General features: G+C 38.5%; 39 protein-coding genes. 27 read left to right on the forward strand and 12 right to left on the reverse strand.

Annotated features, from left to right (window positions below):
- Position 1 precedes the first annotated feature (1 nt).
- The 27 genes from G5B98_RS08360 (at position 2) to G5B98_RS08485 (ending at position 15,905) form a co-directional block, all read left to right on the forward strand.
- Entirely contained in the window at positions 2-949 is a 948-nt protein-coding gene (locus tag G5B98_RS08360) for a major capsid family protein (protein ID WP_196086658.1), read from the forward strand.
- A 2-nt stretch (positions 950-951) separates the two neighbouring features.
- Positions 952-1,323, forward strand: coding sequence for a DUF4054 domain-containing protein (locus G5B98_RS08365; protein WP_196086659.1), 372 nt, complete (start codon positions 952-954; stop codon positions 1,321-1,323).
- On the forward strand, positions 1,320-1,748 hold the full coding sequence (locus tag G5B98_RS08370; protein WP_196086660.1) for a hypothetical protein: 429 nt from the start codon (positions 1,320-1,322) through the stop codon (positions 1,746-1,748). The genes G5B98_RS08365 and G5B98_RS08370 overlap by 4 nt, the downstream gene beginning before the upstream one ends.
- On the forward strand, positions 1,745-2,062 hold the full coding sequence (locus G5B98_RS08375; protein WP_196086661.1) for a hypothetical protein: 318 nt from the start codon (positions 1,745-1,747) through the stop codon (positions 2,060-2,062). The genes G5B98_RS08370 and G5B98_RS08375 overlap by 4 nt, the downstream gene beginning before the upstream one ends.
- Complete coding sequence (locus G5B98_RS08380; RefSeq protein ID WP_232525363.1) at positions 2,049-2,492, forward strand: phage neck terminator protein; 444 nt, start codon at positions 2,049-2,051, stop codon at positions 2,490-2,492. Before G5B98_RS08375 ends, G5B98_RS08380 begins: the two co-directional genes overlap by 14 nt.
- Positions 2,489-3,994 carry a DUF3383 domain-containing protein gene (locus G5B98_RS08385; protein ID WP_196086663.1) on the forward strand — a complete coding sequence of 502 codons (1,506 nt, stop codon included), beginning with the start codon at positions 2,489-2,491 and terminating at the stop codon, positions 3,992-3,994. The genes G5B98_RS08380 and G5B98_RS08385 overlap by 4 nt, the downstream gene beginning before the upstream one ends.
- A 9-nt stretch (positions 3,995-4,003) precedes the next feature.
- Positions 4,004-4,438, forward strand: coding sequence for a phage protein (locus G5B98_RS08390; RefSeq protein ID WP_196086664.1), 435 nt, complete (start codon positions 4,004-4,006; stop codon positions 4,436-4,438).
- Positions 4,438-4,842 (forward strand): putative phage tail assembly chaperone, encoded by a 405-nt coding sequence (locus tag G5B98_RS08395; RefSeq protein WP_196086665.1) that lies wholly within the window; start codon positions 4,438-4,440, stop codon positions 4,840-4,842. Before G5B98_RS08390 ends, G5B98_RS08395 begins: the two co-directional genes overlap by 1 nt.
- 26 nt (positions 4,843-4,868) lie before the next feature.
- Complete coding sequence (locus G5B98_RS08400; RefSeq protein WP_180999262.1) at positions 4,869-5,006, forward strand: hypothetical protein; 138 nt, start codon at positions 4,869-4,871, stop codon at positions 5,004-5,006.
- Positions 5,007-5,086: 80 nt separating this feature from the next.
- Positions 5,087-6,706: a hypothetical protein gene (locus G5B98_RS08405; protein ID WP_196086666.1), complete on the forward strand. Its 1,620-nt coding sequence runs from the start codon at positions 5,087-5,089 to the stop codon at positions 6,704-6,706.
- Positions 6,706-7,401 (forward strand): phage baseplate protein, encoded by a 696-nt coding sequence (locus G5B98_RS08410; RefSeq protein ID WP_196086667.1) that lies wholly within the window; start codon positions 6,706-6,708, stop codon positions 7,399-7,401. Before G5B98_RS08405 ends, G5B98_RS08410 begins: the two co-directional genes overlap by 1 nt.
- Positions 7,398-7,748 carry a phage baseplate plug family protein gene (locus G5B98_RS08415; RefSeq protein ID WP_196086668.1) on the forward strand — a complete coding sequence of 117 codons (351 nt, stop codon included), beginning with the start codon at positions 7,398-7,400 and terminating at the stop codon, positions 7,746-7,748. The genes G5B98_RS08410 and G5B98_RS08415 overlap by 4 nt, the downstream gene beginning before the upstream one ends.
- A complete protein-coding gene (locus G5B98_RS08420; protein ID WP_085658513.1) occupies positions 7,745-8,575 on the forward strand; it encodes a phage protein in 831 nt (276 codons plus the stop codon). Before G5B98_RS08415 ends, G5B98_RS08420 begins: the two co-directional genes overlap by 4 nt.
- On the forward strand, positions 8,572-9,240 hold the full coding sequence (locus tag G5B98_RS08425; protein WP_196086669.1) for a Gp138 family membrane-puncturing spike protein: 669 nt from the start codon (positions 8,572-8,574) through the stop codon (positions 9,238-9,240). The genes G5B98_RS08420 and G5B98_RS08425 overlap by 4 nt, the downstream gene beginning before the upstream one ends.
- Before the next feature lie 10 nt (positions 9,241-9,250).
- Positions 9,251-9,589, forward strand: coding sequence for a hypothetical protein (locus tag G5B98_RS08430; RefSeq protein WP_196086670.1), 339 nt, complete (start codon positions 9,251-9,253; stop codon positions 9,587-9,589).
- Positions 9,582-10,697: a baseplate J/gp47 family protein gene (locus G5B98_RS08435; protein ID WP_232525364.1), complete on the forward strand. Its 1,116-nt coding sequence runs from the start codon at positions 9,582-9,584 to the stop codon at positions 10,695-10,697. Before G5B98_RS08430 ends, G5B98_RS08435 begins: the two co-directional genes overlap by 8 nt.
- Positions 10,697-11,335, forward strand: coding sequence for a DUF2612 domain-containing protein (locus G5B98_RS08440; protein WP_085658509.1), 639 nt, complete (start codon positions 10,697-10,699; stop codon positions 11,333-11,335). Before G5B98_RS08435 ends, G5B98_RS08440 begins: the two co-directional genes overlap by 1 nt.
- Positions 11,335-12,111 (forward strand): phage tail protein, encoded by a 777-nt coding sequence (locus tag G5B98_RS08445; protein WP_196086672.1) that lies wholly within the window; start codon positions 11,335-11,337, stop codon positions 12,109-12,111. Before G5B98_RS08440 ends, G5B98_RS08445 begins: the two co-directional genes overlap by 1 nt.
- 8 nt (positions 12,112-12,119) lie before the next feature.
- Positions 12,120-12,563: a hypothetical protein gene (locus G5B98_RS08450; RefSeq protein ID WP_196086673.1), complete on the forward strand. Its 444-nt coding sequence runs from the start codon at positions 12,120-12,122 to the stop codon at positions 12,561-12,563.
- Positions 12,564-12,660: 97 nt separating this feature from the next.
- Complete coding sequence (locus tag G5B98_RS08455; RefSeq protein ID WP_196086674.1) at positions 12,661-12,810, forward strand: hypothetical protein; 150 nt, start codon at positions 12,661-12,663, stop codon at positions 12,808-12,810.
- Positions 12,773-13,393, forward strand: a complete 621-nt coding sequence (locus G5B98_RS08460) for a DUF7338 family protein (protein ID WP_196086675.1) — start codon at positions 12,773-12,775, stop codon at positions 13,391-13,393. The genes G5B98_RS08455 and G5B98_RS08460 overlap by 38 nt, the downstream gene beginning before the upstream one ends.
- A complete protein-coding gene (locus tag G5B98_RS08465) occupies positions 13,380-13,730 on the forward strand; it encodes a hypothetical protein (protein WP_196086676.1) in 351 nt (116 codons plus the stop codon). Before G5B98_RS08460 ends, G5B98_RS08465 begins: the two co-directional genes overlap by 14 nt.
- Positions 13,731-13,767: 37 nt before the next feature.
- On the forward strand, positions 13,768-13,902 hold the full coding sequence (locus tag G5B98_RS09540) for a hypothetical protein (RefSeq protein ID WP_269775680.1): 135 nt from the start codon (positions 13,768-13,770) through the stop codon (positions 13,900-13,902).
- Between the two features lie 141 nt (positions 13,903-14,043).
- Positions 14,044-14,406, forward strand: a complete 363-nt coding sequence (locus G5B98_RS08470; protein WP_196086677.1) for a phage holin family protein — start codon at positions 14,044-14,046, stop codon at positions 14,404-14,406.
- A gap of 11 nt (positions 14,407-14,417) precedes the next feature.
- Positions 14,418-14,972, forward strand: coding sequence for a putative peptidoglycan-binding domain-containing protein (locus G5B98_RS08475; protein ID WP_196086678.1), 555 nt, complete (start codon positions 14,418-14,420; stop codon positions 14,970-14,972).
- Positions 14,973-15,399: 427 nt separating this feature from the next.
- Complete coding sequence (locus G5B98_RS08480; protein ID WP_196086679.1) at positions 15,400-15,693, forward strand: hypothetical protein; 294 nt, start codon at positions 15,400-15,402, stop codon at positions 15,691-15,693.
- Entirely contained in the window at positions 15,693-15,905 is a 213-nt protein-coding gene (locus G5B98_RS08485; protein WP_196086680.1) for a molybdopterin biosynthesis protein MoeB, read from the forward strand. The genes G5B98_RS08480 and G5B98_RS08485 overlap by 1 nt, the downstream gene beginning before the upstream one ends.
- 7 nt (positions 15,906-15,912) lie before the next feature.
- Here the strand turns inward: G5B98_RS08485 and G5B98_RS08490 are convergent, their stop codons facing one another.
- From G5B98_RS08490 to G5B98_RS08545, 12 genes are all read right to left on the reverse strand, one after another.
- Complete coding sequence (locus tag G5B98_RS08490; RefSeq protein WP_196086681.1) at positions 15,913-16,446, reverse strand: chemotaxis protein; 534 nt, start codon at positions 16,444-16,446, stop codon at positions 15,913-15,915.
- A gap of 87 nt (positions 16,447-16,533) precedes the next feature.
- The gene (locus G5B98_RS08495; RefSeq protein ID WP_196086682.1) at positions 16,534-18,648 is read right to left on the reverse strand and encodes a TonB-dependent siderophore receptor; all 2,115 of its coding nucleotides are present in this window, start codon (positions 18,646-18,648) and stop codon (positions 16,534-16,536) included.
- The gene (locus tag G5B98_RS08500; protein ID WP_346265386.1) at positions 18,629-19,612 is read right to left on the reverse strand and encodes a PepSY-associated TM helix domain-containing protein; all 984 of its coding nucleotides are present in this window, start codon (positions 19,610-19,612) and stop codon (positions 18,629-18,631) included. Before G5B98_RS08500 ends, G5B98_RS08495 begins: the two co-directional genes overlap by 20 nt.
- 515 nt (positions 19,613-20,127) lie before the next feature.
- A complete protein-coding gene (locus G5B98_RS08505) occupies positions 20,128-20,535 on the reverse strand; it encodes a tetratricopeptide repeat protein (RefSeq protein ID WP_196086683.1) in 408 nt (135 codons plus the stop codon).
- A gap of 135 nt (positions 20,536-20,670) precedes the next feature.
- Positions 20,671-21,498, reverse strand: coding sequence for an ABC transporter permease (locus G5B98_RS08510; protein ID WP_196086684.1), 828 nt, complete (start codon positions 21,496-21,498; stop codon positions 20,671-20,673).
- A complete protein-coding gene (locus tag G5B98_RS08515) occupies positions 21,491-22,144 on the reverse strand; it encodes an ABC transporter ATP-binding protein (RefSeq protein ID WP_196086685.1) in 654 nt (217 codons plus the stop codon). Before G5B98_RS08515 ends, G5B98_RS08510 begins: the two co-directional genes overlap by 8 nt.
- A 9-nt stretch (positions 22,145-22,153) precedes the next feature.
- A complete protein-coding gene (locus G5B98_RS08520) occupies positions 22,154-23,053 on the reverse strand; it encodes a NapH/MauN family ferredoxin-type protein (protein ID WP_196086686.1) in 900 nt (299 codons plus the stop codon).
- A 2-nt stretch (positions 23,054-23,055) separates the two neighbouring features.
- Positions 23,056-23,517, reverse strand: coding sequence for a c-type cytochrome (locus G5B98_RS08525; RefSeq protein WP_196086687.1), 462 nt, complete (start codon positions 23,515-23,517; stop codon positions 23,056-23,058).
- Positions 23,517-24,065, reverse strand: a complete 549-nt coding sequence (locus G5B98_RS08530; RefSeq protein WP_196086688.1) for a c-type cytochrome — start codon at positions 24,063-24,065, stop codon at positions 23,517-23,519. The genes G5B98_RS08525 and G5B98_RS08530 overlap by 1 nt, the downstream gene beginning before the upstream one ends.
- The gene (locus tag G5B98_RS08535) at positions 24,062-24,739 is read right to left on the reverse strand and encodes a 4Fe-4S dicluster domain-containing protein (RefSeq protein ID WP_087577998.1); all 678 of its coding nucleotides are present in this window, start codon (positions 24,737-24,739) and stop codon (positions 24,062-24,064) included. The genes G5B98_RS08530 and G5B98_RS08535 overlap by 4 nt, the downstream gene beginning before the upstream one ends.
- Positions 24,732-25,988, reverse strand: coding sequence for a nitrous oxide reductase family maturation protein NosD (nosD, locus tag G5B98_RS08540; RefSeq protein WP_196086689.1), 1,257 nt, complete (start codon positions 25,986-25,988; stop codon positions 24,732-24,734). Before nosD ends, G5B98_RS08535 begins: the two co-directional genes overlap by 8 nt.
- On the reverse strand, positions 25,981-26,736 hold the full coding sequence (locus G5B98_RS08545; protein ID WP_196086690.1) for a cytochrome C: 756 nt from the start codon (positions 26,734-26,736) through the stop codon (positions 25,981-25,983). The genes nosD and G5B98_RS08545 overlap by 8 nt, the downstream gene beginning before the upstream one ends.
- Positions 26,737-26,818: the final 82 nt, after the last annotated feature.

The following is a 26,818-nucleotide window of genomic DNA, read 5'->3' on the forward strand; positions in this document are numbered from 1 at the left end:
TATGAAACTAAGAGATGAGGAAATTTTAAGCCAACTAGCGTCAGCGGCGGCTAGCTTTAACGAGGGCTTTAAAGAGCGTGAATATCCAGAAGTGCAACTCGCTAATTTTGTGCCTATTACACAAAAAGGCGACGAGAGCATAGACGCACTAGATTATGGTGAGATAGAGGGAACTCAAGATTTAGAAAACGGCCTAATTGACGAAAACACAACGTCACTAGAAACCGAGGGTTTAAACATTACAGCTAAAAAAGGTCTATACCTAATATGGGCTAAGTCAGCGGTTTATACTAGTGAAGCAGTAGCTAGAGCTAAAAGGCTAGATATTGAGCTAGACACAGCAAACCTTAGCAACCTTGAGCGTATAGCACTTCTTACAATGCAAAAAACAGCTCTTGTCGGTCACGCAAAGGTCGGTGCGGTGCAAGGCTTGCTAAATAACACTAGCGTAAAAGCAAAAGACCTAACAGCTGGTACGGCTATTAGTGCAATGACTGGTGCAGAAGCTAGAGCATTTTTCTTGTCGCTAATTGAGTTTGGCTACGAGCAAAACGGCGGTCTATTAATCCCTAATACGATAGCGATCGATAGTAAAGACCTTATGGCACTAGCTAGCAAATATGACAACTCTATTGGCGCGGTAAATGGTGGCGTAAATGCACTAACCGCTATTAAAGAGGCACTATCACAAAGCACAGGTGTCGATGTTAATATCGTTGGCATACCTTTAGGCTTTGCACAAGGCTTAGGTGGTGGCAAGGGTAAAAATAGAGCCGTTGTATATACAAAGAGCGAGGACGTACTAAGCACTGACTGGGCTTTATCGCCAACAGCAATGCCACCATTTCAAAGAAGCGTGCTAAGCTGGGAAATCGCCGTTAAAGCTAAATTTACTGGCACATTAATCCGTCAGCTTGACAAAGTGGCTTACGTAAATTACAAGGCTTAATAATGACAGCAGCCGATTTTTTAAATAAATTCCCAGAGTTTAAAGCGGTAGATGAAACACGCATAGAGATAAGTTTAGACGAGGCGAAGCTACAAGTTGCCGAGAAAATTTGGGGGCGTTTTTACGAGGTCGGCGTTTTACACTTAGCGGCTCACATTTTGGCAATGCAGGGGGCTTTAAACACGGAAGCGACAACTAGCCCTCAGCCATTGCGTGAAATAGGCAGTAAAGCCGTAGGTAGCCTAAGCGTAAGCTATACAAGTGGGAAAACTGGCTTTGAGAGTGAAAGCGGAAGCTACTATTTAACTAAATACGGGCAACGCTACCTAGAGCTTAAAAAGCTAGTAACTCCACATTTTGGGCTAGTTAGATGATCGAAAAACTAGAGGGCAAAATAACCGAGTTAAAAGGGCTTAGCGTGGTGGTAGGCGTAACCGCTAAAAGCAACGCTAGAAGCGACGAGCTAACCAACGCAGACTTAGCCTTAATACACGAGTTTGGCAGTCCAGCACACAATATCCCAGAGCGCTCATTTTTGCGTAAGCCTTTGATAAATAATGCTGAAGCGGTAGCTAATTTGGCAAAAAACGCAATAGGAAAATTTATCGCAGGTGAAATATCGCTAGAAGCGGCACTAGGATACGTAGGCGAGGAAGCTAAGAGTATAAGCAAAGAGGCAGTAATTAACGGCATAAGCCCAGCTTTAAAGCCAGCCACGATTAAACATAAAAAAAGCTCAAAGCCCCTAATTGATACAGGGCAGTTGCTAAATTCTATCACTTACGAGGTGCGAAAATGATAAACGTTAGCGAGCTAATAGAGGATAGCGATTTTTGCCAAATTATCAAAAGAGGCGATGATGAGCTTAAGGCAGTGGTGCAGTTTTTAAGTAACGACGAAATGCAAAGGCTGCCAGAGGGGGAAAGATACAAAGAAGCGGTTAGGATAGATACAAAATTTAACCTAAATTTGCAAGATGTAATCACTTACAAAGGCGTAAATTACCGCATTATCAATATGCAAGATTGGAGCGAATATGGATACAAAAACTTTGCAGGCGTTAGATTTGACGGGCTTGAAAGTTTTGATAGCCAAGGCTTTGAGCGTAGATGAAAGCTTAGTGCGTGATAGCTACTCCAAAACGCTAAATGATAAGGCGGCTTATTTAACATTGCATTTATTAACTAGCACGCAAAAAGGGCGAGAATATAAATTTATCGAGGGCGAGAAAGAGGTTATCACTTCAACACGTGAAGCCATAGTGAGCGTAAATGCTTTTGGTAAAAATGCGAACTTCATAATCGAAAAATTAAACACCCTTTTTTACTCTAGCGAGTGCTTAAAAGAGCTTAAGATTTTAGGGTTAGGGTTAGTAACGATTAGCCCTATTAGAAACTTAAGCCAAATAGTGGGCGGTGGCGTAGAGGAGCGAGCTAGTATAGATTTAACACTAAGCTACATAAATAGAGTGGAAGTTTCTCAAAACGAGATAAAAATAGCCGAGATTAAAACGGCAGATTTTGGCATAAAGGTAAATAGATGAGTTTAACGATAAAAAGGATAGTAAATATCCAGCTAAACGAACAAGGGCAAATAGCAAAGAATAGAGATTTTAGCGTGATCGCTATTCTAAGCGACGACTGGTGCGAGGCTTACAATGATGTGAATACAAGATTTGTAAGTATCGCTAGTGCAAACGACGCCGCACTAAATTTTGGTAGTGAAAGTAGAGCAACTAAAGCCGCCAAAGCTATTTTTAGCGTAAGTGGGGTTAAAAAAGCAATCGTTGCTAAGTGGGTAAAAGAGAACAAAACAACACAAGCAACAGCTAATGAGCTAAGAGGCTCAGCGCTAAACGTAGGCATTAATAAATTAAAAGCTATTACAAGCGGAAGCTTTAAGCTAAACGTAGGCGGCGCGGATAAAGTTTATACAAATTTGGATTTTAGCTCGTGTGTAGATTTTGAAGCGGTAGCTACAAAACTAACAGCAGCGATTAGCAAAGACGGAATAAAGGCAGTATATGACGCAGAGGGTAACCGCTTCATAATTAGAGCAGCAACGGCTGGCAAAAATGACAACACAAGGCTAGGTTATTTTGAGAAAGCAGATAGTGGCGACTTTGTAGGCGTGCTTTTAAATCTAGTTAGTGGCAAAAGTGATATTTACGTAGGCAAAGACAGCGTAACGCAGAAAAAAGAGAGCCTAAGCGAGGCGTTAGATAAATTATTTAACGCAACACAAGGCTTTTACGGCGTTTATTCGTCAGCTATTTTGGCAGACGAGGAAGTAGCAGAGCTTAACGAGTGGATCACTTCAGCACAAAACCCAAGCGTAGCAGGCTATACGATCACACGCAAGGCACAGCTTGAAAGTGTGAATACGAACGTGATAAAAAAGATAGCCGATAAAGACAGCGGTCGCTTTTTTGCAACATATAACAACACGGGCGACGAACACGCAGGCGCTGAATTACTAGCAAAAGCACTAAGCACTAATTGGGAGGGATCAAACACAGCCCAAACAATGAAGTTTAAAAACCTAAAAACGGCTGGCACCGATGAAACAATCACGCTAAATTTAGCTGAGAAATGCGACAAGTTAGGCGTAAATTATTACACCGACTATGACGGCGTAAGTATGATAGCCGAGGGTGTGGCTTTAGGCGGTAAATTTATCGATGAAGTTGTAGGGCTTGACGCTTTCAACAACCGAACACAAATAGCAGTATTTAACGTGCTAAAAGGTGCTAAGAAAGTGCCACAAACCGACAAGGGACAAGTAAGACTAATAGCAGCGGTTAAACAAGTTTGCGAGCAATTTGTTAAAAACGGCTTTATCGCAGCAGGACAATGGCGTGGTGATCCAGTTGGCACGCTAGAAAGTGGCGATTATTTGGATTTAGGCTATTACGTTTACAGCCCTAGCTACACCGAGCAACTACAAGCAGACCGAGAAGCTAGAAAGTCAGTGCCTATCAATGTGGCTATTAAGTTAGCTGGTGCAATACACAGCGTAGATATTTTGATAAATTACAACAGATAAGGGGCTAAAATGGCAAGATACCAACACGATACGATCGTTTTACTATTAAACGGCTACGAAATAACCGCTTATGCAGACGGAAGCGATGTAATAAGCATAGAAAACGCAGCGGATGCAGGAGCTTATACAATAGGAGCTAGCGGTAGGGGTGTATTTACGGGCAGTTGTAACCAAAGTGGCACGCTAACCCTAAAACTTCTACAACATAGCGAGGATTGTAAATTTTTGCAAGACCTTTACAATCAGCAAAGAACGGAGTTTAAAAGCTTTAGCCCTATGACAATGGAGTTTAAGGACACACTAAACGGCGATGAATTAAGCGGAATAAATGGCTTTTTCGTAAATGACGGTGGATTAAAAAGAGGCGACGCTCACAACCCAACTGAGTTTAAAATTCAGTTTGAAAGAATAAGCAAACGCTTAGAAAATGGAGCTGGTAACTAATGCAAACATACGAGCTAATGATAAACGAAAATAAGTACGTTTTAAGAAGTGCTAATTTTTTTGAAACTAAAACACAACTACAAAGCCTTTTAGGGCTAGCCAAAGACGCTATCAAAATGCAAGGCGAGGATGTAAATATAGACGTAGGGCAAATAATAGCAAATATAGGCAGTGCAGCGTTTAGCGGTGTAGAAAATTTTATTTTAAAATATGCTAGCGTGATAAATGCAGAGGGTGGCGAAATACTATTAAGAAATGTTAGCCAAGCCGAAACGCATTTTAACGCCAACAGAGGCGACTACGCACAACTTATTTTAGAGGGGCTAAAATACCATTTTTTAGACTTCTTACCCGCTGGGGCAAAATCCTTAACGGGTATAACAGCCTACCTAAACAAGGTGTAAAAAGCGAGTTTGATATAGATTATTTGGTGTGGCTACCGATAATAAAAGGTTATGCCACGCTAAACGACCTACGCACTATTTACGACCTAGAGGACGCAATAGCAATGCACGAAGTAATTATAGAGCTACTAAACGAGGAGCGCCGAGCCTTAGAAAATAAATAAGGTTTAGCCCTCTATTTTCTACACACAAGCCGAAAAATCAACTCAAAAATACTCTAATATGCCCCTTAAAAGGATATATAGTGCTATTAGATGAATTTCTCTACAAAATCGGATTTGATGTTGATAGTGGCAAGATAAAGCAGATAGAGCAAGGGTTAAAAAATGTCTCTAGCATAGCTAAACAAACAGCCCAGCCCATAAGCGATGCAGTAAAAGCTGGCATGGAAAGAAATGCTGAGCTAATGGCAAAAATAGATCAATTTAAAAGCAACGTAAAAAATTGGTGTGAGGGAGCTAGAGAGCAAGCCGAGGAACTCGCTACAGGTTTTCATGAAGTGGCAGAAGCAGAGGAAAAGGTCGGCGAGAAAGCAAAAGAAGCAGCGAAAGAGACGGAAAAACTAACCGAGAAAAAGCCAGCTACCAATTTAAAACAAGAGCTAAGTAATATAAGAAGCAAATTTATGCTAATAGGTGCAGCAGCGACAGCAGCTAGCGGACTAATAGCAAATTACTTAACCGTGCCTTTGCAAAATATCGATGAACTAGCAAAGAAAAAAGATAGACTATTTAACATCACACAAGCCGAAATAATTCAAGCAAAAGAGTATCAAGATCAACTACAAAAAACAAAAACGGCGGTGCAATCAATCGTAACCCAAACAGCGATAAAATTAATCCCAGTCGTCAATCAAAGCCTAAAAGGTTTTAACAACTTTCTAAGAGCGAATAAGGCTTTAGTGGTCGAGGGATTAACTAATGTCTTTAAGTGGATATTGAAGCTAGGGCAAGTATTTACAAACACGTTTAGATTTTTAAATAAAGTAATAAGTAGCACGATAGGCTGGAAAACGGCGTTATTAATTCTTGTAGGTGTTTTGGCAGTCGTTAAGCGTGCAATGCTAGCGGCGTTTTTAACCAACCCTATCGGCTGGGTAATTTTGCTAATAGGCGGTCTTATTTTACTAATTGATGATCTAATGACCTATTTAGATGGCGGCGAAAGCTTACTTGGCGACTACTGGAAGCCATTTATTGAGTGGGGTAAGAAAGCTATTACGGTATATAAGGGGATCGAGCCAACAATTAAACAAGTGTTTAATGGAGCTGTAAAAGTAATTATGGGGTTTGGTCAGTCAGTTATTGGCATTCTTACTTCAATAGGCGCTCTTTTCACTCTTAGACTAGCCGATTTAAAAGAAGCTCTTCAGTTTTGGTGCGACGGTGGCAAAAAAATGATAGAGGGGTTGTGCAATATATTTGGAACGTCGTGGAGCGAGGTTACCGAAAAAGTTAAAAAGACAATATTTGCATGGATAGATGATATAAAAGTTGGCTTTGAAAATTTAGGCAAAGCAATTATGCAACCCTTTGAGCTTGCCTTTAAATGGATAAAAGATCAATACAACAAATATATAGCTCCGATCGTTGATACGGTTAAAAACTTTGATATAGGGCAGACCGCTAAAGATATGTGGGAGGAAACAAAAAATTTATTTGGATTTAGTAATGACGCGGCAAAAACAGCAGCCTTACCTACACAATACGTAGATAATAATCGAACGAGTACATACAATGGCGGAGATATAACAAATACATACAATATAACAACCCAAAATCCTGAAATGGTTGAACGCATAATGCAAAAACAAAATCAATTAAATTTAGCAGCTGCTTATCATAATGTGGGAGGTGGCTACTAATGATTGAAGTAACAAGCCGTAAGATAGGCACGTTTAGACTAGACGCAACCGAGCAAGAAAACAATAAAAGCACGCTACGCACTACTAAAAATCCTATTGAAAGCGGTGCAAATGTAGCAGATCATGCCGTATTAGAGCCGAAAGAAATAACGATTAAGGGCAAGATAGTGGCTTATGAGCCGCCTAGCTTTACGCAATTTGACGAGATTATGCAAGTAGTCCGTTTTAACCTGCCATATATAAAAACTGCTCATCGTTTTACGCAAAAGGCATACAAACTCTACAACAATGTAAAGCATATAAAAAACGAGGCGATGCGATACGCTAGGATTTTTGGCGTTGATAAGAAAATACGCGAAATAGCACCATTTTTAACTGACGGAAAAGAAAATAAGGACAACAGCACCGCCAAAAATAGACTACAAAGCCTATATGAAAAGCTTTTAGAAGTGCAAAAGAGTGGCGAGTTTTTGATAGTGACAACTGGATTAAAAGCATATAGGAATATGTTAATTACAAGCATTGAAGTAACTACTGAAAGCGACCTATACGCTGACGTTACACTCACGCTCGAGGAGATTTTTGTCGTTGAAACAAAAACGGCTAAAGGGCTAAACGTAGGTAAAAGAGGTGTAAATTTAGGCAAGACCGAGCCAAAACTAAAAAAATCAAGCCTTTTAAAGGATATATTTTGATTTACGAAATAATGACTACGGACGAATTAAAACAAACGCAAAATTTTAATATATTCGGCATGGAGCTAGAGCTAACCCTTAAATATAACGAGGTTGGTGCAGTTTGGCAATTTGATTTAACCGATCTAAACACAAATAAAATTTTGGCTTTTAATAAGGGCTTAGCGGTTAATGCACCAAGTTTTATTAATAAGAACCTACCTTTTATTTTAATGCTAGTTGATACCACGAAAAGCGGCGTTAATTGCGTTTATTTTAGCGAGTTAGGCGAACGCTTGAAGCTTTATGCTGTCGATAAAAAAGAGTTTAACGCAGCGATGAGTGAGATAGCAAAGGATAGGGCATGAGGCAATATGGCAGACGCTACCGCTTAGAAATAGGCAACAGCACGCAAAGCATAGTAATAGACAACCTCGCCATAAGCTTTAACATTGAAAAGACGATAAGCGAAGAGCCGAATACTAGCAAAATAGAAATTTACAACCTAAACGCCAATAACCGTAACCAAATAGCCAATAAGATTTTTAACCAAGTGAAATTATTTGCAGGCTACGACGAGCCAAGATTAATTTTTGCAGGGCAAATAACGCAGGCTTACACCAGTCGCAACGATTTAGATTTTATAACACATATTGAGTGTGGCGACGGACAAAATGACTACTCAAAATCTAGACTATATACAACGCTAAAAGCTGGCGTAAAGGATAGCGACGTAGTTAATATGTGCGTTAAAGCAATGTCGAGCTCAAAGCAAGGCGTAGTAGATTTGCCAAAAGATAAAGCCTTGCCAAGATGCAAAGTATTAAGCGGCGATATAAAGGATTATTTAAAGCACGTAGCCAAAAATAACGACGCTAACTGGCATATATTAGACGGCAATTTAAACATTTTACCAAAGGATAAAGTAATCAATGATAGCGAGGGTTTTGTTTTGAGTGAAAAAACTGGCTTGATTAACAGCCCAGAAAAGACCGACGATGGGCTAAGGGTTACGTGCTTACTAAACCCTAAACTAAATATCGGCTCACTCGTGCGAATACAATCAATTTTAAGCGAATATGACGGCGATTATAAGATAACCCAGCTAACGCATAGTGGCGATTTTCTAAACGATACGTGGCAAACGGAGCTAATCGCCATAAATGGCAAATTTCACAAAGTAGAGAAAAAATGAACGATCCAAATTTAACACAAATTTTTGATAGCGGATTATTAAGCTTTGAGGCAGGGGTGCATACGGCACTACCTGCTAAGGTGCTTAAATTTAACGCAGGTGATAATACGGTGCAGGTTGAGCTGATGATAAATGAGCTAAAACGTGACGGCGTGAGCGTACCATTACCGCCGATAGATGATGTGCCAGTGCAATTTTTTAGGGGTGGCGATTTTGTAATTACTACGCCGATAAGAAAGGGCGATCACGGGCTTTGTGTATTTGCTGAGCGTTGCATTGATGGCTGGTTTGCTAGTGCTAGCAAGGGCGAGCCGTTAGATTTTAGGCTACACGACTACTCGGACGGCTTCTTTTTAACTGGCTTTAGCCCTCGCCCCTTAGCGGTTAAAGATGTAGATTTAGACGGCGTTTGCATGCGAACACTAAGCAAAAGTACCTACATAAAACTAACCGAGGGAAAAATCATAATCAAGGGAAATATAGAACAGACGGGCGACTACAAGCAAGTAGGGAATAAAAACCTAGTTGGCAATTTTTCACAAGTCGAGGGCAATAGTGTAAGTAGTGGCACAATTACCGCCACAGACATGATAGGTAGTGGCGTAAGTTTAAAATACCATACACATGGCGGAGATAGTGGTGGTACAACTACACAACCAAACTAAGGGGTAATAAGTGAAAGTAAGGGCGATAGATAGCGAGGGCGACTGGCTATTAGGGCATAAAGCGGATAGCGCGACAATAGCACAAAACGTGAAAACGCAAATTTTAAGCCTTTACAATGACTGGTTTTTAGACTTTGAAAACGGCGTTAGGTGGTTTAACTACTTATCAAAAAATCCTAACACGGACAAAATGCGAGATGAAATAAAAAGGCAAATCTTAAGCGTTGAGGGCGTTAGCAGTTTGGAAATTTTAAACATAAACACAAACGAACGCAAGGCAACTATTGAAGTGCAATATAGGGATATTTACGACGAAAGCCAAAGGTTATACATAAATGCGAGTGAGTGAAAATAGAATAATAATCGACGAATTAGAAACCATAAAAGAGCGTTTAGAAAATGGCTTTAAGGCGATTTACGGCGAAAATTTAGAGCTAGGCTCATCAACGCCAGACGGACAAATGATCGGGCTATTTAGCGAAGCGTTAAGCGAAGTTAATCAAGTGCTTACTTTTATCACTCAAATGTTAGACCCTTATTTAGCAACAGGCGAGTGGCTAGACCAACGCGTGGCTTATGCAGGGCTTTTAAGAAAGACAGCGGATTATAGCAGGGCTAGTGGCGTAATGATACACGGAGTTGGTGGAACCATTATCAAAAAAGGCACGATTTTAAAAGACAAAAATAGCAATTTGTGGGTAACAGATTATGAAGTAACACTAGGTGCTGAGGGGTCAAAAGCCGTTAGTATAACCAGCCAAGAAACGGGGGCGTTTAGGATAAACGAGCAAGACGAGCTAGAAATACAAGAGATAATCCTAGGCGTTGATAGAATAGTGGCTACTCAAAACTCGAAACTAGGGGTAGACGAGGAAAGCGACGGCGATTTATTGCTTAGATTTATGCAAAGCCATAGCATTAACAACAACGACGAGCGCCAAGGGCTAGAAAGCTACCTACTCAATCTAAAAGGCGTAAAACAATGCAAGGTTTTGGAAAACTATACTAACCAAACAGATGCCAACGGAGTAGAACCACATGGCCTAAATGCTATTGTTTTAGGTGGCGACGATACAGCAATAGGCGAGGCGATTTTAAGAAAAAAAATAGGCGGCTGCGGTGTACAAGGGCAAACAAAACTAGAAATTGAGTTTTTGGGTGCTAAGCGTGAGGTTAAATTTGACCGCCCAACGCAGATAAACCCTAGAATATTTTTGCGTATAAAACGCACCGAGGGCGCAACGGATATAAATACCGATAAAATCAAAGAGCTACTATCTAACCACGTTTTTAACATAGGCGAGGATGTTTATATTAGCCGCCTATATAGCATTATAAACGACGTTAAGGGCTTTGAGGTTACGCAATTTAAGATAAATGGTGGGCAAAGTTTGCCAGTAGCCGTGCGTGAGATATGTGTGATCAATAAAAACGATATTGATTTGGCGGTAGTGTAATGGTTGAGCTGATTTGGCAATATCGCAAAAAGCCGCGGGCTAGAGCGACCGCAAAGCTTCTAAATGATGAAGTGTATAAAACCTTTGACGATGCCATAAAAGTAGCCGAAATTTTAAATATTGATACTGCGAGCGGTTACGCTTTAGATTTGGTCGGTCGCCACGTAGGCGTAAGTAGGGAGCAACAAAATCTAATATTAAAAGATTTTTTCGCCTTTACCCAAACCGAGAAAAAACAAGGTTTTAATAAGGGTGAGTTTTACCGCCTAGGTAATTCTTTAAAGGGTAGTTTTTATCTCAACGATAGCGATTATAGATTTTTAATAAAAGCAAAAATTATCAAGAACTACCAAACTGGCACGCTAGAGAATAGCTACAAGTCGCTAGAGTTTTTATTAGGGGCTGGCAACTTCATATTTGACAATTACGATATGACCCTAAATTTGGTCTTAAAAAATGCTAAGACGACACAATTCTTAATAAACCTAATTTTTAAAAACGATATTTTAGCTCGCCCGGTAGGTGTAGGGCTAAACGTAATACTAATCGCTGACAAAAAATGCTTTGGCTTCAAGCAAAATAAAGCCAACCTAGCCTTTGGTGTTGGCAAGTTTGCAAGAATATATAAGGAGCAGTAATGATTTACGAAAAACCAAAAAATGAGATTTTCGCCAGTGACGCAAAAGACGGCGAAATAGTAGAATTTCCAAGCGTAAAAAGAGGGTGGGGAGTAACCGAGAATTTAGGCTTTATTCCGCCTATGGAGTATTTTAACGCCGCTTTTAATCGCGTGGATAGGTCGCTAGCCTACCAATTACAGCGAGGCGTTGGCGAGTGGGATAAAGATTTAGAATATCCGATCGGGGCGATTGTGAGCCTAGGTGGAATTATTTATATCGCAAAAAGCCAAAACACAAACAAAAACCCAGCCAACGAGGTGACAACTTGGGATATTGTGGCAACACAAAAATGGTGTGACGATATATTTGTAAAAAAATCAGAATTAAAGGATGGCATGCCAGTCGGAAGCTATCTTTTATACAGCTCAAACTCAAATACTCCGGATGGATTTCTGCGCTGTGACGGATCAGCGCTTGATAAAAACACATACTCCGCGCTTTTCGAAGTGATCGGATACACATACGGAAAAAGTGGCGGTAAATTCTTACTGCCAAACTTTAGCGACGGAAAATTCATGCGTGGCACTGGCGGCAAGGCAGCTGCCTTAGGGGTGGCGCAGCAAGATGAAATAAAATCACATACACACGGTGTTGGATTTAAAGGCTCAGGTTCCCCACATGCTGGGCCTTTTGGTACATTTGCAGGCAGTGAAGATAATGTTATATCGGGGGCAACAGGTGGCAACGAAACACGCCCATACAATATGGCCGTAGTTGTATTGATTAAATATTAGGAGCAATAATGAAAATTTATATCTATGACACACAAACAAATGAATATCTATACGAGGCAGAAGCACAAATAGACCCTCTAGCAAGTAGCGAGGGCGAAGCGATCTATCTAATGCCACCAAATGCAACGCAGATCGCGCCAACTGAGCCAAAAGCTGGCTTTGTAAACGTTTTTACTAATGGCAAGTGGGAGCAAGTAAAAGACGAGCGTGGCGAAACCTACTATGACGACGAGAACAACGCCATAATAATAACCGAACTAGGCCAAGAAAAAGGCCTAAACAAAGAGCCAAAGGCAGATGAACGAGACGAGAAACTATCGGAACTTGAAGCCGAGATCGCCGAGTGCGAAAATTATATACGCCACGCTTTGATTATCGGTAACAACGCCGTGCTTGAAAACTTAAGAGCAGAGTATAAGGAGCTAATCGCTCAAAGAGAGGAATTAAAATGAGCTATGTAATAGCTTGTGGAATATCACTAATTGTAGGTGTCCTAATATGCTTAGGATACATAATATGGAAAATGAACTTACCTATATAGGAGAAAAAATGAGAGTAAGAATAAAAAGATGTGAAGTGTGTGCTAGTAAGCTAGATAAAGATAGCAACTGCACTTGGGAGGGTTGCCCTAAGTGCCCTAACTATAAAGTAGAGGTAAAAGATGAAGCTAAACCAAAAGCAAAAACTACAAATTCTTAAAAACGTAGCTGTAGAGCTTCCACTTGAGATAGCACATTTTTTCATAGTGCCTATCGCTCTGTTAGCTTGTGATGAGAAAAGCGAGAATTTGCCCAAATGGGCAGCATGGTTTGATGAAAACGACTATGGCATAAACGGCGATGATGGCTGGAGGAGATGCCACTTTAAAGAGCCAAAAAATAGAACCTACTTTGCAAGGCTTTGTTGGCTCTATCGTAACCGTATAGGAAACTTTAGTGCGAAGTATCTAGGTGTCAAAGTTGAAGATATAGATGCAAGTAGTGTTAAAAGCATAGGCGATATTCTAGTTACAGAAAACAAAGGAGCAAAAAGCACCCAGTGCCTAGTGACTTGTAAGATGAAAGATGGACGTGAGCGTTTCGGCTACTACCGCGAAATACGTTACGGCAAATCAAAATGGTATTGTCGCATATATCTTGGTTGGAAGCTTATGGATATATGTGGGATGAATGAAGAGAACAAAAGCACATATCTTGAAGCAGACGATAAGAAGGTGCTTAAAAGTGTTTGGTGTGTAAATCCGTTTAAAAGGGTGCAAGGGAGCAATAATGCTAAGTCCTAGTTTATATCTTAGTGGTTTTTTGCTGCTTACCACTTTGTTTCTTGGATACAGGTATCAAAGCTTAGATAATGAGCTGAGTGTCACAAAGGAGAGATTGAGTGCTAGCGATAAGATGAACCAAAATCTAAAAGATGAGATAAACGAGCAAGATAGGCTCATCTCTCTTAAGCTTGATACTATAGAAAAGGTCAGCAGACAAAAGCAAATAATAGAGATAAAGGCAAATAAAGTCAAAGAAAGGGTGCAAAATGAGGACAAAAAGGATATGTCTAATGCTCTTGACATCAGTGTTTCTTATGTGCTTGACGGGTTGCGCAAGCAAGGAAGTAACAAATAAATATGACAAGATACCAAGCTACTTGCTTGAAGCCCCTATGATAGCAGATAGAAATGTAACAAATCAAAGCGATGCTGGAGTGCTACTAATAGATGTTTATAGTGGTTATAAGTCTTGTGTAGAACAACTAGGGGCTATAAAAGACTATGAAGAAAAAAGAGATAGACAATAAAAAAATAAGGGTGCATAAATGGAAGCGATCATAAAAAAGACTAAAGCCTTTTGGCTAAATAAGATGGCTATATTTGAAATAATTTTGTCCGTGATAATAATGCTCATCTTTACTTATAAATTTTAAAAAAAGAGGCGGATAATGGACGATCTTATAAACAAAGTAGGCATTTATTTTTGGGTTGTAGTTGTCGGCTTTTTGGGTGGAGCGCTAGGGTCTATAAACAACAAAGAACAAGCCATAAATAGAGGGCGTAAAATAGTAAATTTTATAGTTGGCACTATTAGCTCAGGATTTATTTGCTGGATATTCTTTGAAATAACATCATTTTTTACAAATAATAATGATCGCTTTAGTCTTGCAGTAGGCGGCTTTTTTGCATGGCGTGGCACAGCTTGGATATGTACGATCGTTGATAAAGCGATCGATAAAAAAATAGAGAGCTTTGAGGGCGGTGGCTATGATGATTTTTCTACAAAACCGCCTAAAGATTTAAATTTTTAAAGGATAAAAAAATGAAAAACTTTACTAACGCATTTTATACATTAATGAGCCTAGAATTTAACAGCCCTAAAAACGCACTACACAAAAACCCAAACGAAAAAGGCTTAACCTTTATGGGTATTTATGAAGCTGCTCACCCAAGTTGGCAAGGCTGGGGGCAAGTTAGGGCGGCAATCAACGCATACGGCGATCTTGAAAAGGCTAGCGTTGCCCTATATAATGATGACGCCTTAGTTGAGCTTGTAGGCAAATTTTACAAGGCTAACTACTGGGACGTGATGAGGCTTGACGAGATAAATAGTTACCAAAAGCAGGTGGAAATGTTTATATTTGGTGTAAATGCTGGGTGCAAAAACGCTATTAAAGCAGCCCAAAAGGTTGTAGGCGTTACAATGGACGGCATTTTAGGTGCTAATACCCTAGCCGCGATAAATGCGTATAATGAAGTGAGCTTTGATAAAGACTACGACCGAGCAGAAATAGCATATTATCGAGCTATTATGTCAGCTAATCCGACTTTGGCTAGATATGAAAGAGGCTGGATCAATAGAGCCGAAAAAGTATAGAAAATATCTTTTTTGCTGACCTTTTAGCTGACTAATATTTTTAAAATGGCGTCTATTACGCAGTAAGAGTTGATTTTTCAAATCCCTCTCTACCCGCCATAAAACTATCTATAACTTAAAGTCTACTGACCTTTATTTTTATTGCTTAAAACATTGGCACTAAGCAAAAGACTACTTTTTTAAAACTTACTAAAATCTTGCCAATTATCTTTTACTTTTGTCATAGTTAGGCATATAACTAGCATCAAATTTGCTCCATTCTAGAAGAAATTTTAACTATAAAATTCTATTTGCCTTATCGACAGCTACGAACGCCCAGTGCATAAATTCTTGCTTTGGTTTGTATTTGCCGCTGTTAAAATACTCCGCTAGCCGCGCCTCCTCCGTTTCGCTTAGCTCGCCGCCAAGCCCCCAGCGCGTCTTTTGTATGAGCTCCTGCGCGCTCGCGGGTATAGGGCTTAGACTTAGCGGCGATGATGGCAAGATAAGGGGCAAATTTAATCTAAATGAGCCAAAGCTAAACGTTACTAAGCTTACAGAGCTTCCATTTATCGAGGCGGTTTTGGATGAGAATTTTAAAGAGCTCGCAAAAGATGAGATGATAAATTTAGATGGCGCTTTAAAGACTATATTTTGGCATCACAAGGCAACTTTACTCGTGCAAAAAGACAAAAATGGTGAGTTTAGAAATTTAAATATAAAAGAGCTTCGGGAATTTTGATGATGCAAAATTTCAATGAGAAAAATGAGTTTAAATACGGCAAATTTAACTACAAAAAAGCTCATCAAATAGCCCAAAACTGCACTAAATTTAAGCTAGATAGCGACGAAGAGGAGACGAGCTGTGGGGACGAGAGAAGCTGCTATGACTGCGCGTTTAGGCGCTGGAGTAAAGATAGCTTCATCTGCATGGCACAAGCTAGCAAAGACTGAGCTAGCCCTACGCAACCATTTTTTTATCTTTAAGTTTTCCACCGCGTTTGTACTTTAGTTCGCCGCAAAATCTCTTGCCAAATTTTGCCTCGATAATAAGAACTAGCACAAAAAATATCTTTTCGTCATTCATTCGCGCGATCTGGCGTAGAGTTTGGCTAGCGTCATTAAATTTAACTCCATTTTTACGTAAAGTTTCGCAAAAAATAGCCTTGTCAAAGCCCAACATTTGCGAAATTTCAGTTATGCTGTATGGCTCGAGCGAGGCGATAATTCGGTCCATGTTGCAAATGCTTGGATTTTTACTGCGTGTTAGCACATCCATTGTTTCATTCATTAGCTTTACTAGCTTTTTTCTACGATTTATAACGTGAAGTGTTGCGGCAAGCAATATTAAAAAACCTACGATTTTATGGGCATTTAGTAAGTACTCATTATATTCACCAAATGCAAAATTTACACCAGAGAATGCGAGCATGCAAAGCCCTAAAATAAGAACTAAAACAAGACAGAATTTATAAATAACCTCTACTTTAAACATGACACTCATCCTAAATATATTTTTCTAATTATACACTTTAGGAGTTAAAATTTATCACCAGCTTATTTAGCTGGTGATTTAATTAAATTAAAAATTGTAGTTAAAGCTGAGATTAAATGTGCGTGGATCGCCATAAACCATCATATTTTTGCCGATACCCTCGTAGTATTTTTTGTTAAAGAGATTATCGATATTTAGCTGTACATCAAAGTTTTTAGCAAATTTATAACCAAGCATTAAATTAGCTAAAGTGTAGCCTTTTTGTGTGATTTCATCCGCGCCTTTGCCAGTATAAATTTTGCTCTTATACATAGCTCCAGCCCCTACTCTAAAGTCTCTGATCTCATACTTTGCAAATAAATTTGCCGTGCTTCTTGATGAGTCGGTGGCGTATTTCTCGCCATTAGCATCTTTTGCGTTAAAGTGCGTTGCACCAAAGCTTAGGCTTAAGTTTTTAGTGATCTCGCCGTTTAGGTCTAGCTCGACACCCTTGCTTGTGACGCCTTTGCCAGCTTCATATATATCGGCATTTGTCGCTGGATTTTTCCTGCCAGTCTTTATGCCAAGCTTATCTTGCACGATCTTAAAGATGCCAAGACTTGCTTGAAGTGCCCCGTCAAAATACTCGCCTTTAATGCCCACTTCATAGTCCTTGCCTTGGATCGGATCAAGATACTTGTCATTTGCGCCCTTTACGTTTTGAGGTTTAAATATGCTCGTGTAGCTAGCATATAGAGTGTGGTTTGCTCCGATGTCGTAAGTGATGCCAAGATATGGCGTGATCTCATTTGTGAAATTTCTATTATCTTTGCCGCCCTCGATCTCGTATTTGTAGTAGCTCACCCTAGCACCTAGTAGAAATTTAAGATCATCGGTGATTGATAGTTTATTTGCCGCGTAAAATGCCTTTTGTATCGTTTTGTCTTTATTGTTTTGATCTTCGTAAGGTAGCTTTGGATCATCAAGGTGCAGGTTTTTAAAATCAATCCTACTTCTAGCCGTATAAGCAAGCCCTGCTGGCGTGGTCTTTTGCAACCAGTAGCTACTTACCTTATCGCTACTTTTTTTATAGTTGTTATACATCGCACCAAAGACAAACTCATGAGATAAATTTGCTACCTCGTAAGGGATATTTGCGTATGCATCGACGTTGTGGATGTTCTCCTCTCTTTTGTTTGCATAAACGCTAAGGTCACTCATATTGCCAGTGCCGTCTAAATTTACCGCTCCGCCGTAGTAGAGTAGATTTGAGTCAGTGTTTGCCCGTCTAAATGAGTAGCTTAAATTTAAGCTCGCTTCATTTTCAAAGTAGTGCTTAAAATCAGCGTAAAAATCAAGCGTTTTTATGTCCCATCTAGTCCAAGGCTGAGAGAAAATTTCATTTTTACTAAAATTTGTCCTAGAGCCATCTGCGTAAAAAGCTGGCATGCCACCCCATCTAACCCCGTGGCGTCTTAGCTCTTGATAAAACGCGCCAAGGCTAAGCCACGAGTTATCGCCTATGTCGCTATCGACTACGCCGTAAATCGCACTATTTTTGCGGTTGTAATAATTCATATAAGAGTGCGACTTCTCATGCATGAAAGAAAGCCTGGCTCTAACGCTTCCGCTCTCATTTACCGGCGTTTGCACATCGCCATTTACGCCGTATCTATCGTATGAGCCAGCACTTACGCCAAAATTTCCTTTTAGCTCCTTTGAGTCTGCCCTTTTTCTTATGAAATTTAAGCTTGCAGCCGGATTGCCAGCGCCTGCAAGTAGGCCATTTGCCCCTTTGACCACCTCAACTCTTTCATAAGGCAGCAAGCTCATATCATTTGCGCCAAGACTAAAGCCACCAAAGCTAGGCATCGAATCAAGCAAGTAATAATCTATCTTAAAGCCACGAGCCGTCGGATATACGCGCTCGTCCCATTTGTTTAGCGTAACGCCTGGGACATTTCTAAGAAGCACTTGATAGTCCTTGATGCCTTGATCTTTTAGCCTAGCTTCTGTTAGCACGGTTAGTGATTGTGGCGTTTGACGAGAGGTTAAATTTAGCCTTGTTGTGCTTTTTACAAGCTCTTTTGCAAAGTAGTTTGCATCATCTCTTCTCTCGCTTTCTACAACATCAATTGCTTCTAAAATTTTATCGCTTTGGCTAGCAAAAATTTGAGGTTGCATCAAATTTAATGCAACCAAACTAATTAAAAATTTTTTCATTTTTTCTCCTTTTAAAATTTCTTTTAATCCACAAATAAAGCCCTGAAATGCTCAAAATAAGCGGTGAAATGCCGACTAAAAACCAGATAAATTTTGTGATTTGGTTGTAGTTACCAAAGTGCGATTTTCTAAATGCTGAGAGAATTTCTTCGCTTAGATTTGCATTTTTTATGTCCAAAATGCTTACTAATTCGCCGTTATTTTTATCGTAAGTTAATATGCTTGAATATTCGTTATGCAAGAAATTTTGATCTTTTACATAGCCAAAAAGGCGTATGTTTGCTCCTTGCATAAAAGGCAGTGAGATGAAGTGTGGTTCAAAGCCAGCAAGATCATTTTTTGAGCGGGCTACCAGCTCATCAAGAGATAGGCTTTTGTTATAAATTTTTGTATCTATAACGAAGTCATTTTTAAACTCTGGCATGCGTGCCATTTGAAATTCCCACCAAACACCACTTACGCAAATGAGCAGTAAAATAGGCGTAGAAAAAATTCCTATCATTTTATGAATGTCGCTCATAAAAATATTTAGCCTATTTACACGAAGCCTAAGTAGTGTCAGCCAGAATTTTCTATAAATCACAAAACCACTTATGCAGATAAAAAACGTAAAAATAGCGGTTAAAGTAAGGATAACGTGACCAATTTTCCCAAGAAATAGCGACTCATGAAACTCGGTTAAAACTCCAAAAAATCCCTCATCATGTGCGAGTGGCTCGCTCTTTATCTTACCGCTAAAAGCGTCAAAATAGATAAATTTCCACTCTTTTTGGCTGTCATTGTGCTCAATTAACCAAATTTTGTCGCATTTTTTAGGGTCGGCATCGATGTTGATGCCGACCATCTCGTAGCCGTCAAGCTCGCTTGCGATGATCTCTCTTTGCTCATCAAAGCTGATCCTTTTGCTTAAATTTTCTTTGTTTAAATTTACATTTACGACATTTGGGGCAAGAAGGCTGTTTATCTCATTTTATAAACCAAAATAGCACCGCTAAAACAAACTACTGCAAGTGGAATGAAAAATAATATAGATAAATAAGTGTGCAATTTATAAAAAAATTTTTGATTTAGAAATTTCACCTTGTTTTAAAGCCTTTTAGTAGTAGGTTTTGATAATGGCTTGCAATCTTACACAAAATTTACTTTGATAATATTTAAAACTATTATCAATTATGATTTCAAAAAAGAAAAATTTTTATAGAATGTAAGTTGAAAAAAATAAATAGATTTGATTTTTAAAAGAATAAACAACTCCTCTTTGTGTATACGAAAAGCCAGAAAAGGGGGAAGCAAAGACTTATCAGTTACAAAAAGGAGGGTCCATTTAGGACGATGAAATAGTATTATTTAAGCATAAATTTTAATAAAATTTTTAGTTAATAAAAAAGAAATTCCAAGTAATACTAAAGTAAATTTAACTTTAAAGAAGCTACATTTAAGAAATTTCTTTTAATTAGTGCAAGTACAAAATTAAAATAGCTAATTTTTAGGCACAAGCTCTAATACATTGCAAGCTCGTTTACTGCCCATATTGCAAGCTCTATCAAGAGCGTTTGCAGAAAGATCAAAGCTTTGCTCAGTGCCATTTCCTTGAAGATACTTTGTCGCTAGCTCGTAGCAAGCCTCACTACCACCATCATCACAGAGCGATCTAAATATCTCAAAAGATTTTTGCGTATCTTTTTCTATGCCAAGACCACGCCCTAGCATATCTGCATAGATAAAGCAAGAAATTTTATCTTTATTTTCACACTCACTTGAAAGCTTTTTTGTAAAATTCTCGCAAGCTTTAGCGTTACTTTTATTAATGCACTCTTGCACATTTATATCCCAGTTTGCATTCAAAGATAGAAGTGTAAATGCTAAAAACAAAATAGATTTTTTCATAAATTTCCTTGGAAGAAGTTAGCTCCCTTTGGGGGAAAGGGAGCTATTACAAAAAGGAGGTTTCTTGTTGGACAAGTGAAATAATACAAGTTTCGTCTAAATTTAAAACCAACTTTTCTTTAACAAAAAACAATCTCAAACCAAATCTTTTTTGCTAAAGGCAAAATAGCCACAAACTAGCAAAATAATGCCTAGTAAAAGTGGATAAATAATCGCATAAGCTACAAATGTTGCCTTTGGAAAGGTGCTTAAAATAAAATAAGATGCAGTACCGATAACTGCTAAATTTGGATCAAAAAGACTAAGTGCTGCTATCCTGAAAAGCTCTATCGGATTTAGTATAGCAATAGCGTAAATAACGTACTCATCAACCGAGCTTCGCATAAGAAGTCCAATTAATGCTAGATCAATAAAAGCAAGCATTATAAGCCAAAGTAAAAACACCACGCCTTGGCCTGTCTCTTGATTTTTAATCACGCTTGAGATAAAAAATCCAAGCGATAAAAAAATGATACTTAAGCTAAAAAGTAGCCCAAAATAAAGTGTTAATACACTCCAAGGTATTGCAACACCTTTTATAAAACCAACAATAACACAAAGCAAAAGAGCAAACAAAAGTGGAACAAAAACAACAAATGTACGGCCCAGCGCCTTGCCAAAGTAATACTCTCTAAGGCTTAGTGGGAAGCTAAGGATGTATTCAAGCAAATTTGTATCTCTATCTTGATTTATGCTTCTTACGGTTGAGATGAGAATAAAAATAGGCACAATGATGACACAAATTTGAATAAACAAAAGCAGTGCTCTAGTAAGCCCAGAAAAGCCGAGCACACGTGAGTCAGTCACGCCGCTAAATAAAAATCCTATCATCAAAGCAGAAAAAAGCGCAGCATATATCACAAACCATCTTGAGCGAAAAGACTCTTTTACATCAAGCTTTGCTATTAAAAAAAGATTATTCACTCTTGCTCCTTAAATTTTCTTCTTTGATGATCTTGCCAAGATCCATATAGACGCATCTATCTAATAAATTTGCTATCTCATCGATACGGTGTGAAATAAAAACAAGTGTTTTGTTTTGCGTGAAGTTGTCAAGTAAATTTTTAAAAGAAAGCCTTGCTTTTACATCAAGATTTGCCGTTGGCTCATCAAACATCAAAATTTCACTATCCTTAGCAAATGCGATGGCTATTAACATCTTTTGTTTCATTCCGCCAGAGAGCTTATAAAATGGCTTATTTAAATTTGCATGCAGATCAAGCTCTAAAAGCTTGCTAAATTTCTGAATCTCTTCAAATTTTACATTTGAACTTTTGCAAACAAACTCACAAAGCTCACGTAGATTAAATTTAAGCGGTGGTGGGGTTTGTGGCACAAATGAGATAAATTTCAAAGCCCCTTTTCTATCTTTTAGAGTGTTTACGCCATTTATTGCGATGCTTCCGCTATTTGGGATAAACTCACCTAAAATGATACGCATGAGCGAGCTTTTGCCAGCTCCATTTTGTCCAAGTATTGCTATTTTTTCACCAGATTTTACATTTAGGCTAACATTATCAAGTATCCTTTGCGAGCCAAAAATTTTAGTTACTTCTTTTATATCTATCAAAAATTTTCCTTATATTAGTTTTTTAAAGCCGTTGTCAAATTTCAGTGCATCTTGATGACACACATCAATACACCTACCACAAAGCGTACAATCAGCACCAGCTATCCTAAAGATATTTTTATTCTTGTCAAGTTTTGCTCCTTTTTTTGTCATAAAAAGTACGTGAGGCACTAGACAAACATCAGTGCAAACTAAGCAGTGATCACACTTCTCTTTATCCCAGCTAACTTTTATAGCATTTGGTTTAGCTAGCACTGAGTAAGTAGCTCCAATAGGACAGACATACCTACACCAAGCTCTACGTGAGAAGAAAATTTCAACCATAAGCATAGCCACAACGAACCAAATAGCATGAAAATAGCCATAGATAATAAATCTTGAAAAAATCCCAACAACATTAAAAATTTCAAATGTAAGGCTTGCACTAGCAAAGCTAAGAGTTAAAAATAAAATGGTAAAAACATATCGCCACTTTGTGTCAAACACTCGTGGTTTCACTATCTTTTTAGCACGCAAATTTTCATGGATCTTCTCAGCTACTTCACTTATTAACGAATAAGGACAGATCCAAGAGCAAAAGCCTCTACCACCAAAAATGATATAAAAGGCCAAGATACTAAGTGAGCCAATTATTAAATTTACATGGATTTCATGCGTCGCCAGAAAAACTTGCAGGCTCATAAAAGCATCCGCTAAGTGAAAGCCAAATATCCTTGAGGCACTGATGTCGCCTTCTAAAATTTGTATATCAACTCTATATGAAAGCACAAATAAAAGATGAACTAGAATAATGCTAAATATGCGCCAAAAACGTATACTAGGACGCTTCTTGCCATCTTTTGTAGTTGTGATTAATGTGCTTAGAAAGCTTACATTTCTAATCGTCGCACGAGTGTTATATTTGTCCATTTTTACTTTTTAAATTTAGAAATTTCATCTGCAAGGCTTTCAAGCTCACTATCACTAACATTTGTGAGTAGCCCCTTCATAAGCGAGTTTTGCACCTTGCCAGCTTTATAATCAGCCAGCTTTTTAAGCAATTCATCCTTACTTAGATGCGTTATATCAGGAGCTACGACGCCTTTTGCATTTGCACCATGACACGGGGCACAAGTTGTCAGATACTGCTTGCTAACGCCTTCATTGTGCACTTTAGCCACACTTAGACTTAGCTCTTTTACCTTTTTTAGCTCATCTTCGCTAGCAAATTCTTCACTAGACTTTGACTGCTCTTTTGTAAAATTTTGCTCTACTTTTGGCTGAGCATTAGTTGCTACTTTTTCCTTTTTAGGCGGAGTCTGGCTTAACATAAACACCATGATACCGCAAATTGCTACTGCTAAAATAATGGTTATAATCTTTCCTACTTTCATTATTTGCTCCTAAATTGTGTATTAAAATCACTGATTTCTTTAGCTAAATTTCTGATTTCACTATCATCCATTTTTTTAACAAGGTCTCGCATTAAAACATTGACTTTTTCTTTATTTTTATAAGCATTTATCATTGTATAAATTTCATTTTCACTTTTTGTTAAGAGTGATGGCCCGATGATGCCATTTGCATAATCATCGTGACAAGCTGAGCATTTTGTAATGAAAATTTTGCTAAGTCTGCCCTTTATAAGTCTTAAATTTATAGTTTGAAGAGGGGTTCTTACCATCGCTAAAGCACCGATTTGACGGCTTACGTTATTATCTTCAAGTCCAAATTTTACGCTCTTTTCGCCGTGCATATCGTATTTTATGAAGTCATTTTGTTTATTTGTACTTTGATTATTTTCTTTTTTTTCAACCTTTATGCTAGCGCTCGTGGCTACATTTATTGGTTGCTCGCTAGCTGCTTTTTGCGCTTTGTCATCGCTCTTTTCACAGCCGACAAATAGCAAAGCAGCAGCCACTAAAGACGTTATTAATCTCATTCTTTCTCCTTATAAATTTCATCATAACTCATTTTTGGGGCAATATTTATAATTTTTACAGGGCAAACCTCAGCACACACCCCACACCCAACGCAGCCATGCTTTATGAGTGGTAAATTTGCTTCACTCATTACTATTGCACTATCGCCAACTGGGCAAATGCTGGCGCAAAGGTCACAAATTTGACCGATTTTGCCTTTTATCTTATCTTTTTCTGCCTCTTCCCTATCATTATAAACTTTGCGAACAAGCAAATCTTCAACGCTATCTTCGCTTAGCTTTTCTCTTTTTAGGCACATACAGGCATTTGCATTACTCAAGACAGCAACGCCCATTTTCACATCATCAACAACTTTTGTAGCATGATCTAACGCACCACTTGGACAGGCGAGCACACATGGGAAAAGATCACATAAATAGCAACCTCTCTTTTTAGGATCGATGTATGCTGTACCATTTGAATATCCATCTTTTATATCAAGCAAACTTATACTGTGATAAGGGCATACCTGCACACACTGACCACATTTAACACAAAGATCATCAAAGTCATCAACCGCACCTGGTGGTCTAAGATAGAGTTTATCGCCGCTACTTTTTGGTAAAATTTTACCTATGCCATATCCTGCGGCAGCTGCGACTGAGCCTAAAATTATAAATTTTCTTCTATCCACGTTTTGCCCTTAATGCGTTAAAATTTGAAGCATCAAGTGGTTTTATCCTTGGCGTACTATCTTCAAGTAGCTTTACTGGCTCAGAAAATGGTGCGAGTTTGGCTAAAAAATTTAAGATACTAAAGACACTTGAGCCATAGAAAAACTGCAAATTCGGATAATACTGCCAAAGCTGATCGGCATACGATAGATGCATAAACGGCGTATCGCCATAGCCATCTTTATCTCTATCAAAACTCTCATACTCATCATAATAATTTTTGCTCCACCGATTTAATGCCATTTTATCGCCTGGAGTATCGTTCGCAACGATATCCATATTACCTATAAAATCATTATTTTCAAAGATACTTGTCCCCTGAGTAGCGTGAAAATATACGCCAACTACGTTGTGTAAAATTTTATTGCCTAAGAAATTTATCGTTGAGCCTGGCTGAAACGGCGAGTTATCAAGCAAAATTCCTCTCGCATTATAGATAAGTGTATTATTTTCGATAGTAAAATTTGAAACATCTTTTAGACCAATACCAATACCAAAAGCGCCGTCACTATCCATAACAAGATTATTTTTTATATTTGAGCCAGCTGAATACATAAAAAACATTCCGACTGCATTGCCGATAAAATCATTGTTTTCGACTAAATTTTGATTCGCATACATAAAGTGAAGCGAGTATCTACCGCGGATCGCTTTATTTTTTAAAAATTTATTGTGACTTGCATACCATGCAACCATATCGCGGCTATCATAAATATAATTGCCTTCTATTAAATTTTCATGGCTATACCAGAGTCTAACAGCATCACCTCTAAAACCAAGACTGGCCCCTTTTTTAGAAGTGATGTTATTTTCAGTGATCTTTGAGCTACTGCACTCTTTAAAATCAACCCCAAAAAGCACGTCACTCAAGTCATTTTGCGTAACCACGACATTATTTGCTTTATCACAGCCAATGCCAGCATCAAGCTCACCAAGGTCATTTCCGCTACCACTTATCTTTAAATTTCTAAGCGTAACATTTGAGGCAATAATCTTTACAACCGTGCCTTTACCATTTCCTTTTATGTGAGCATTTTTGCCCTCGCCAACGATACTAAGCGGCTTATTTATAGTTATACTTCCTTCATAGATGCCGTCTCCTAGCTTTATAACATCGCCAGGACTAGCGTTATTTATTACATCTTGAAGTATATTTGCAAAGCTAAAAATAGGCAAGAAAGCAAGGGCAAAATTGAAAATTTTACGCATTTAGCTCTTTTTTCTTTGAAAATACTGCAAGTATGCAAAATACGCTCATAGCGATCATAACCCAAAATCCAATACTTGGATAAGAGTGCGTTGTAAATTGTGCAACGCTACCATCGCCTAGAACTGTTGGCATAAATGGTTTAATCTTAAATGCGCCCCACTCTTGCATATTGTGTCCATACCAGTAAAGCCATCCTGCAAATGCACTCATAAATAGCACAGGCGCGATAATCGTTGGAACCATAAGAAGCGAGTTAAATTTGCCATTGTAATACAAAAAAGCAAGCATACAAAGCGTTGAAATAAGCAAATAATAAGGTGCTATCGCTCGCTCTAAATTTCCGCCATGCTCCATAGGATACATACCAATGTAGTGATTTATCGTATTCATCTCATGCACGTCGCCACTATATCCATCTACGTGAAAATATACAGGAATTCCATCAGGAAAGGCTGATTTTGGATAATTTGGAGCTTCAAGAGAGACGTACCAGATAGGAAAAGATGGCGTACCAATCTCTGCTTTTTGTTCGATCATCTTATGAAGATCGCTTGCTACATCTTTTGGTAAAAGGTGATTTTTATACTGAAATGAGCTAAAAAGATTATAGATGCCGTAGGTATAAGATGGTAGTTTATCGCCATCAGCTATACGCTCTTTTGCTCCGTGCCAACCAAGAACAGGCAAAGTAAAACAAACAGTCATTAAGACAAGTGCAACAATGGTATAAATTTTATATTTACTCATGATCTCTCCTTTAAATTTTAAAATTTCATCTGCTAAAAATAAAATTTTAAAATTTAAAAAAGGGGCAAAATGCCCCTTTAAA

It is taken from the genome of Campylobacter concisus, from assembly GCF_015679985.1.
Lineage (GTDB): Bacteria > Campylobacterota > Campylobacteria > Campylobacterales > Campylobacteraceae > Campylobacter_A > Campylobacter_A concisus_AC.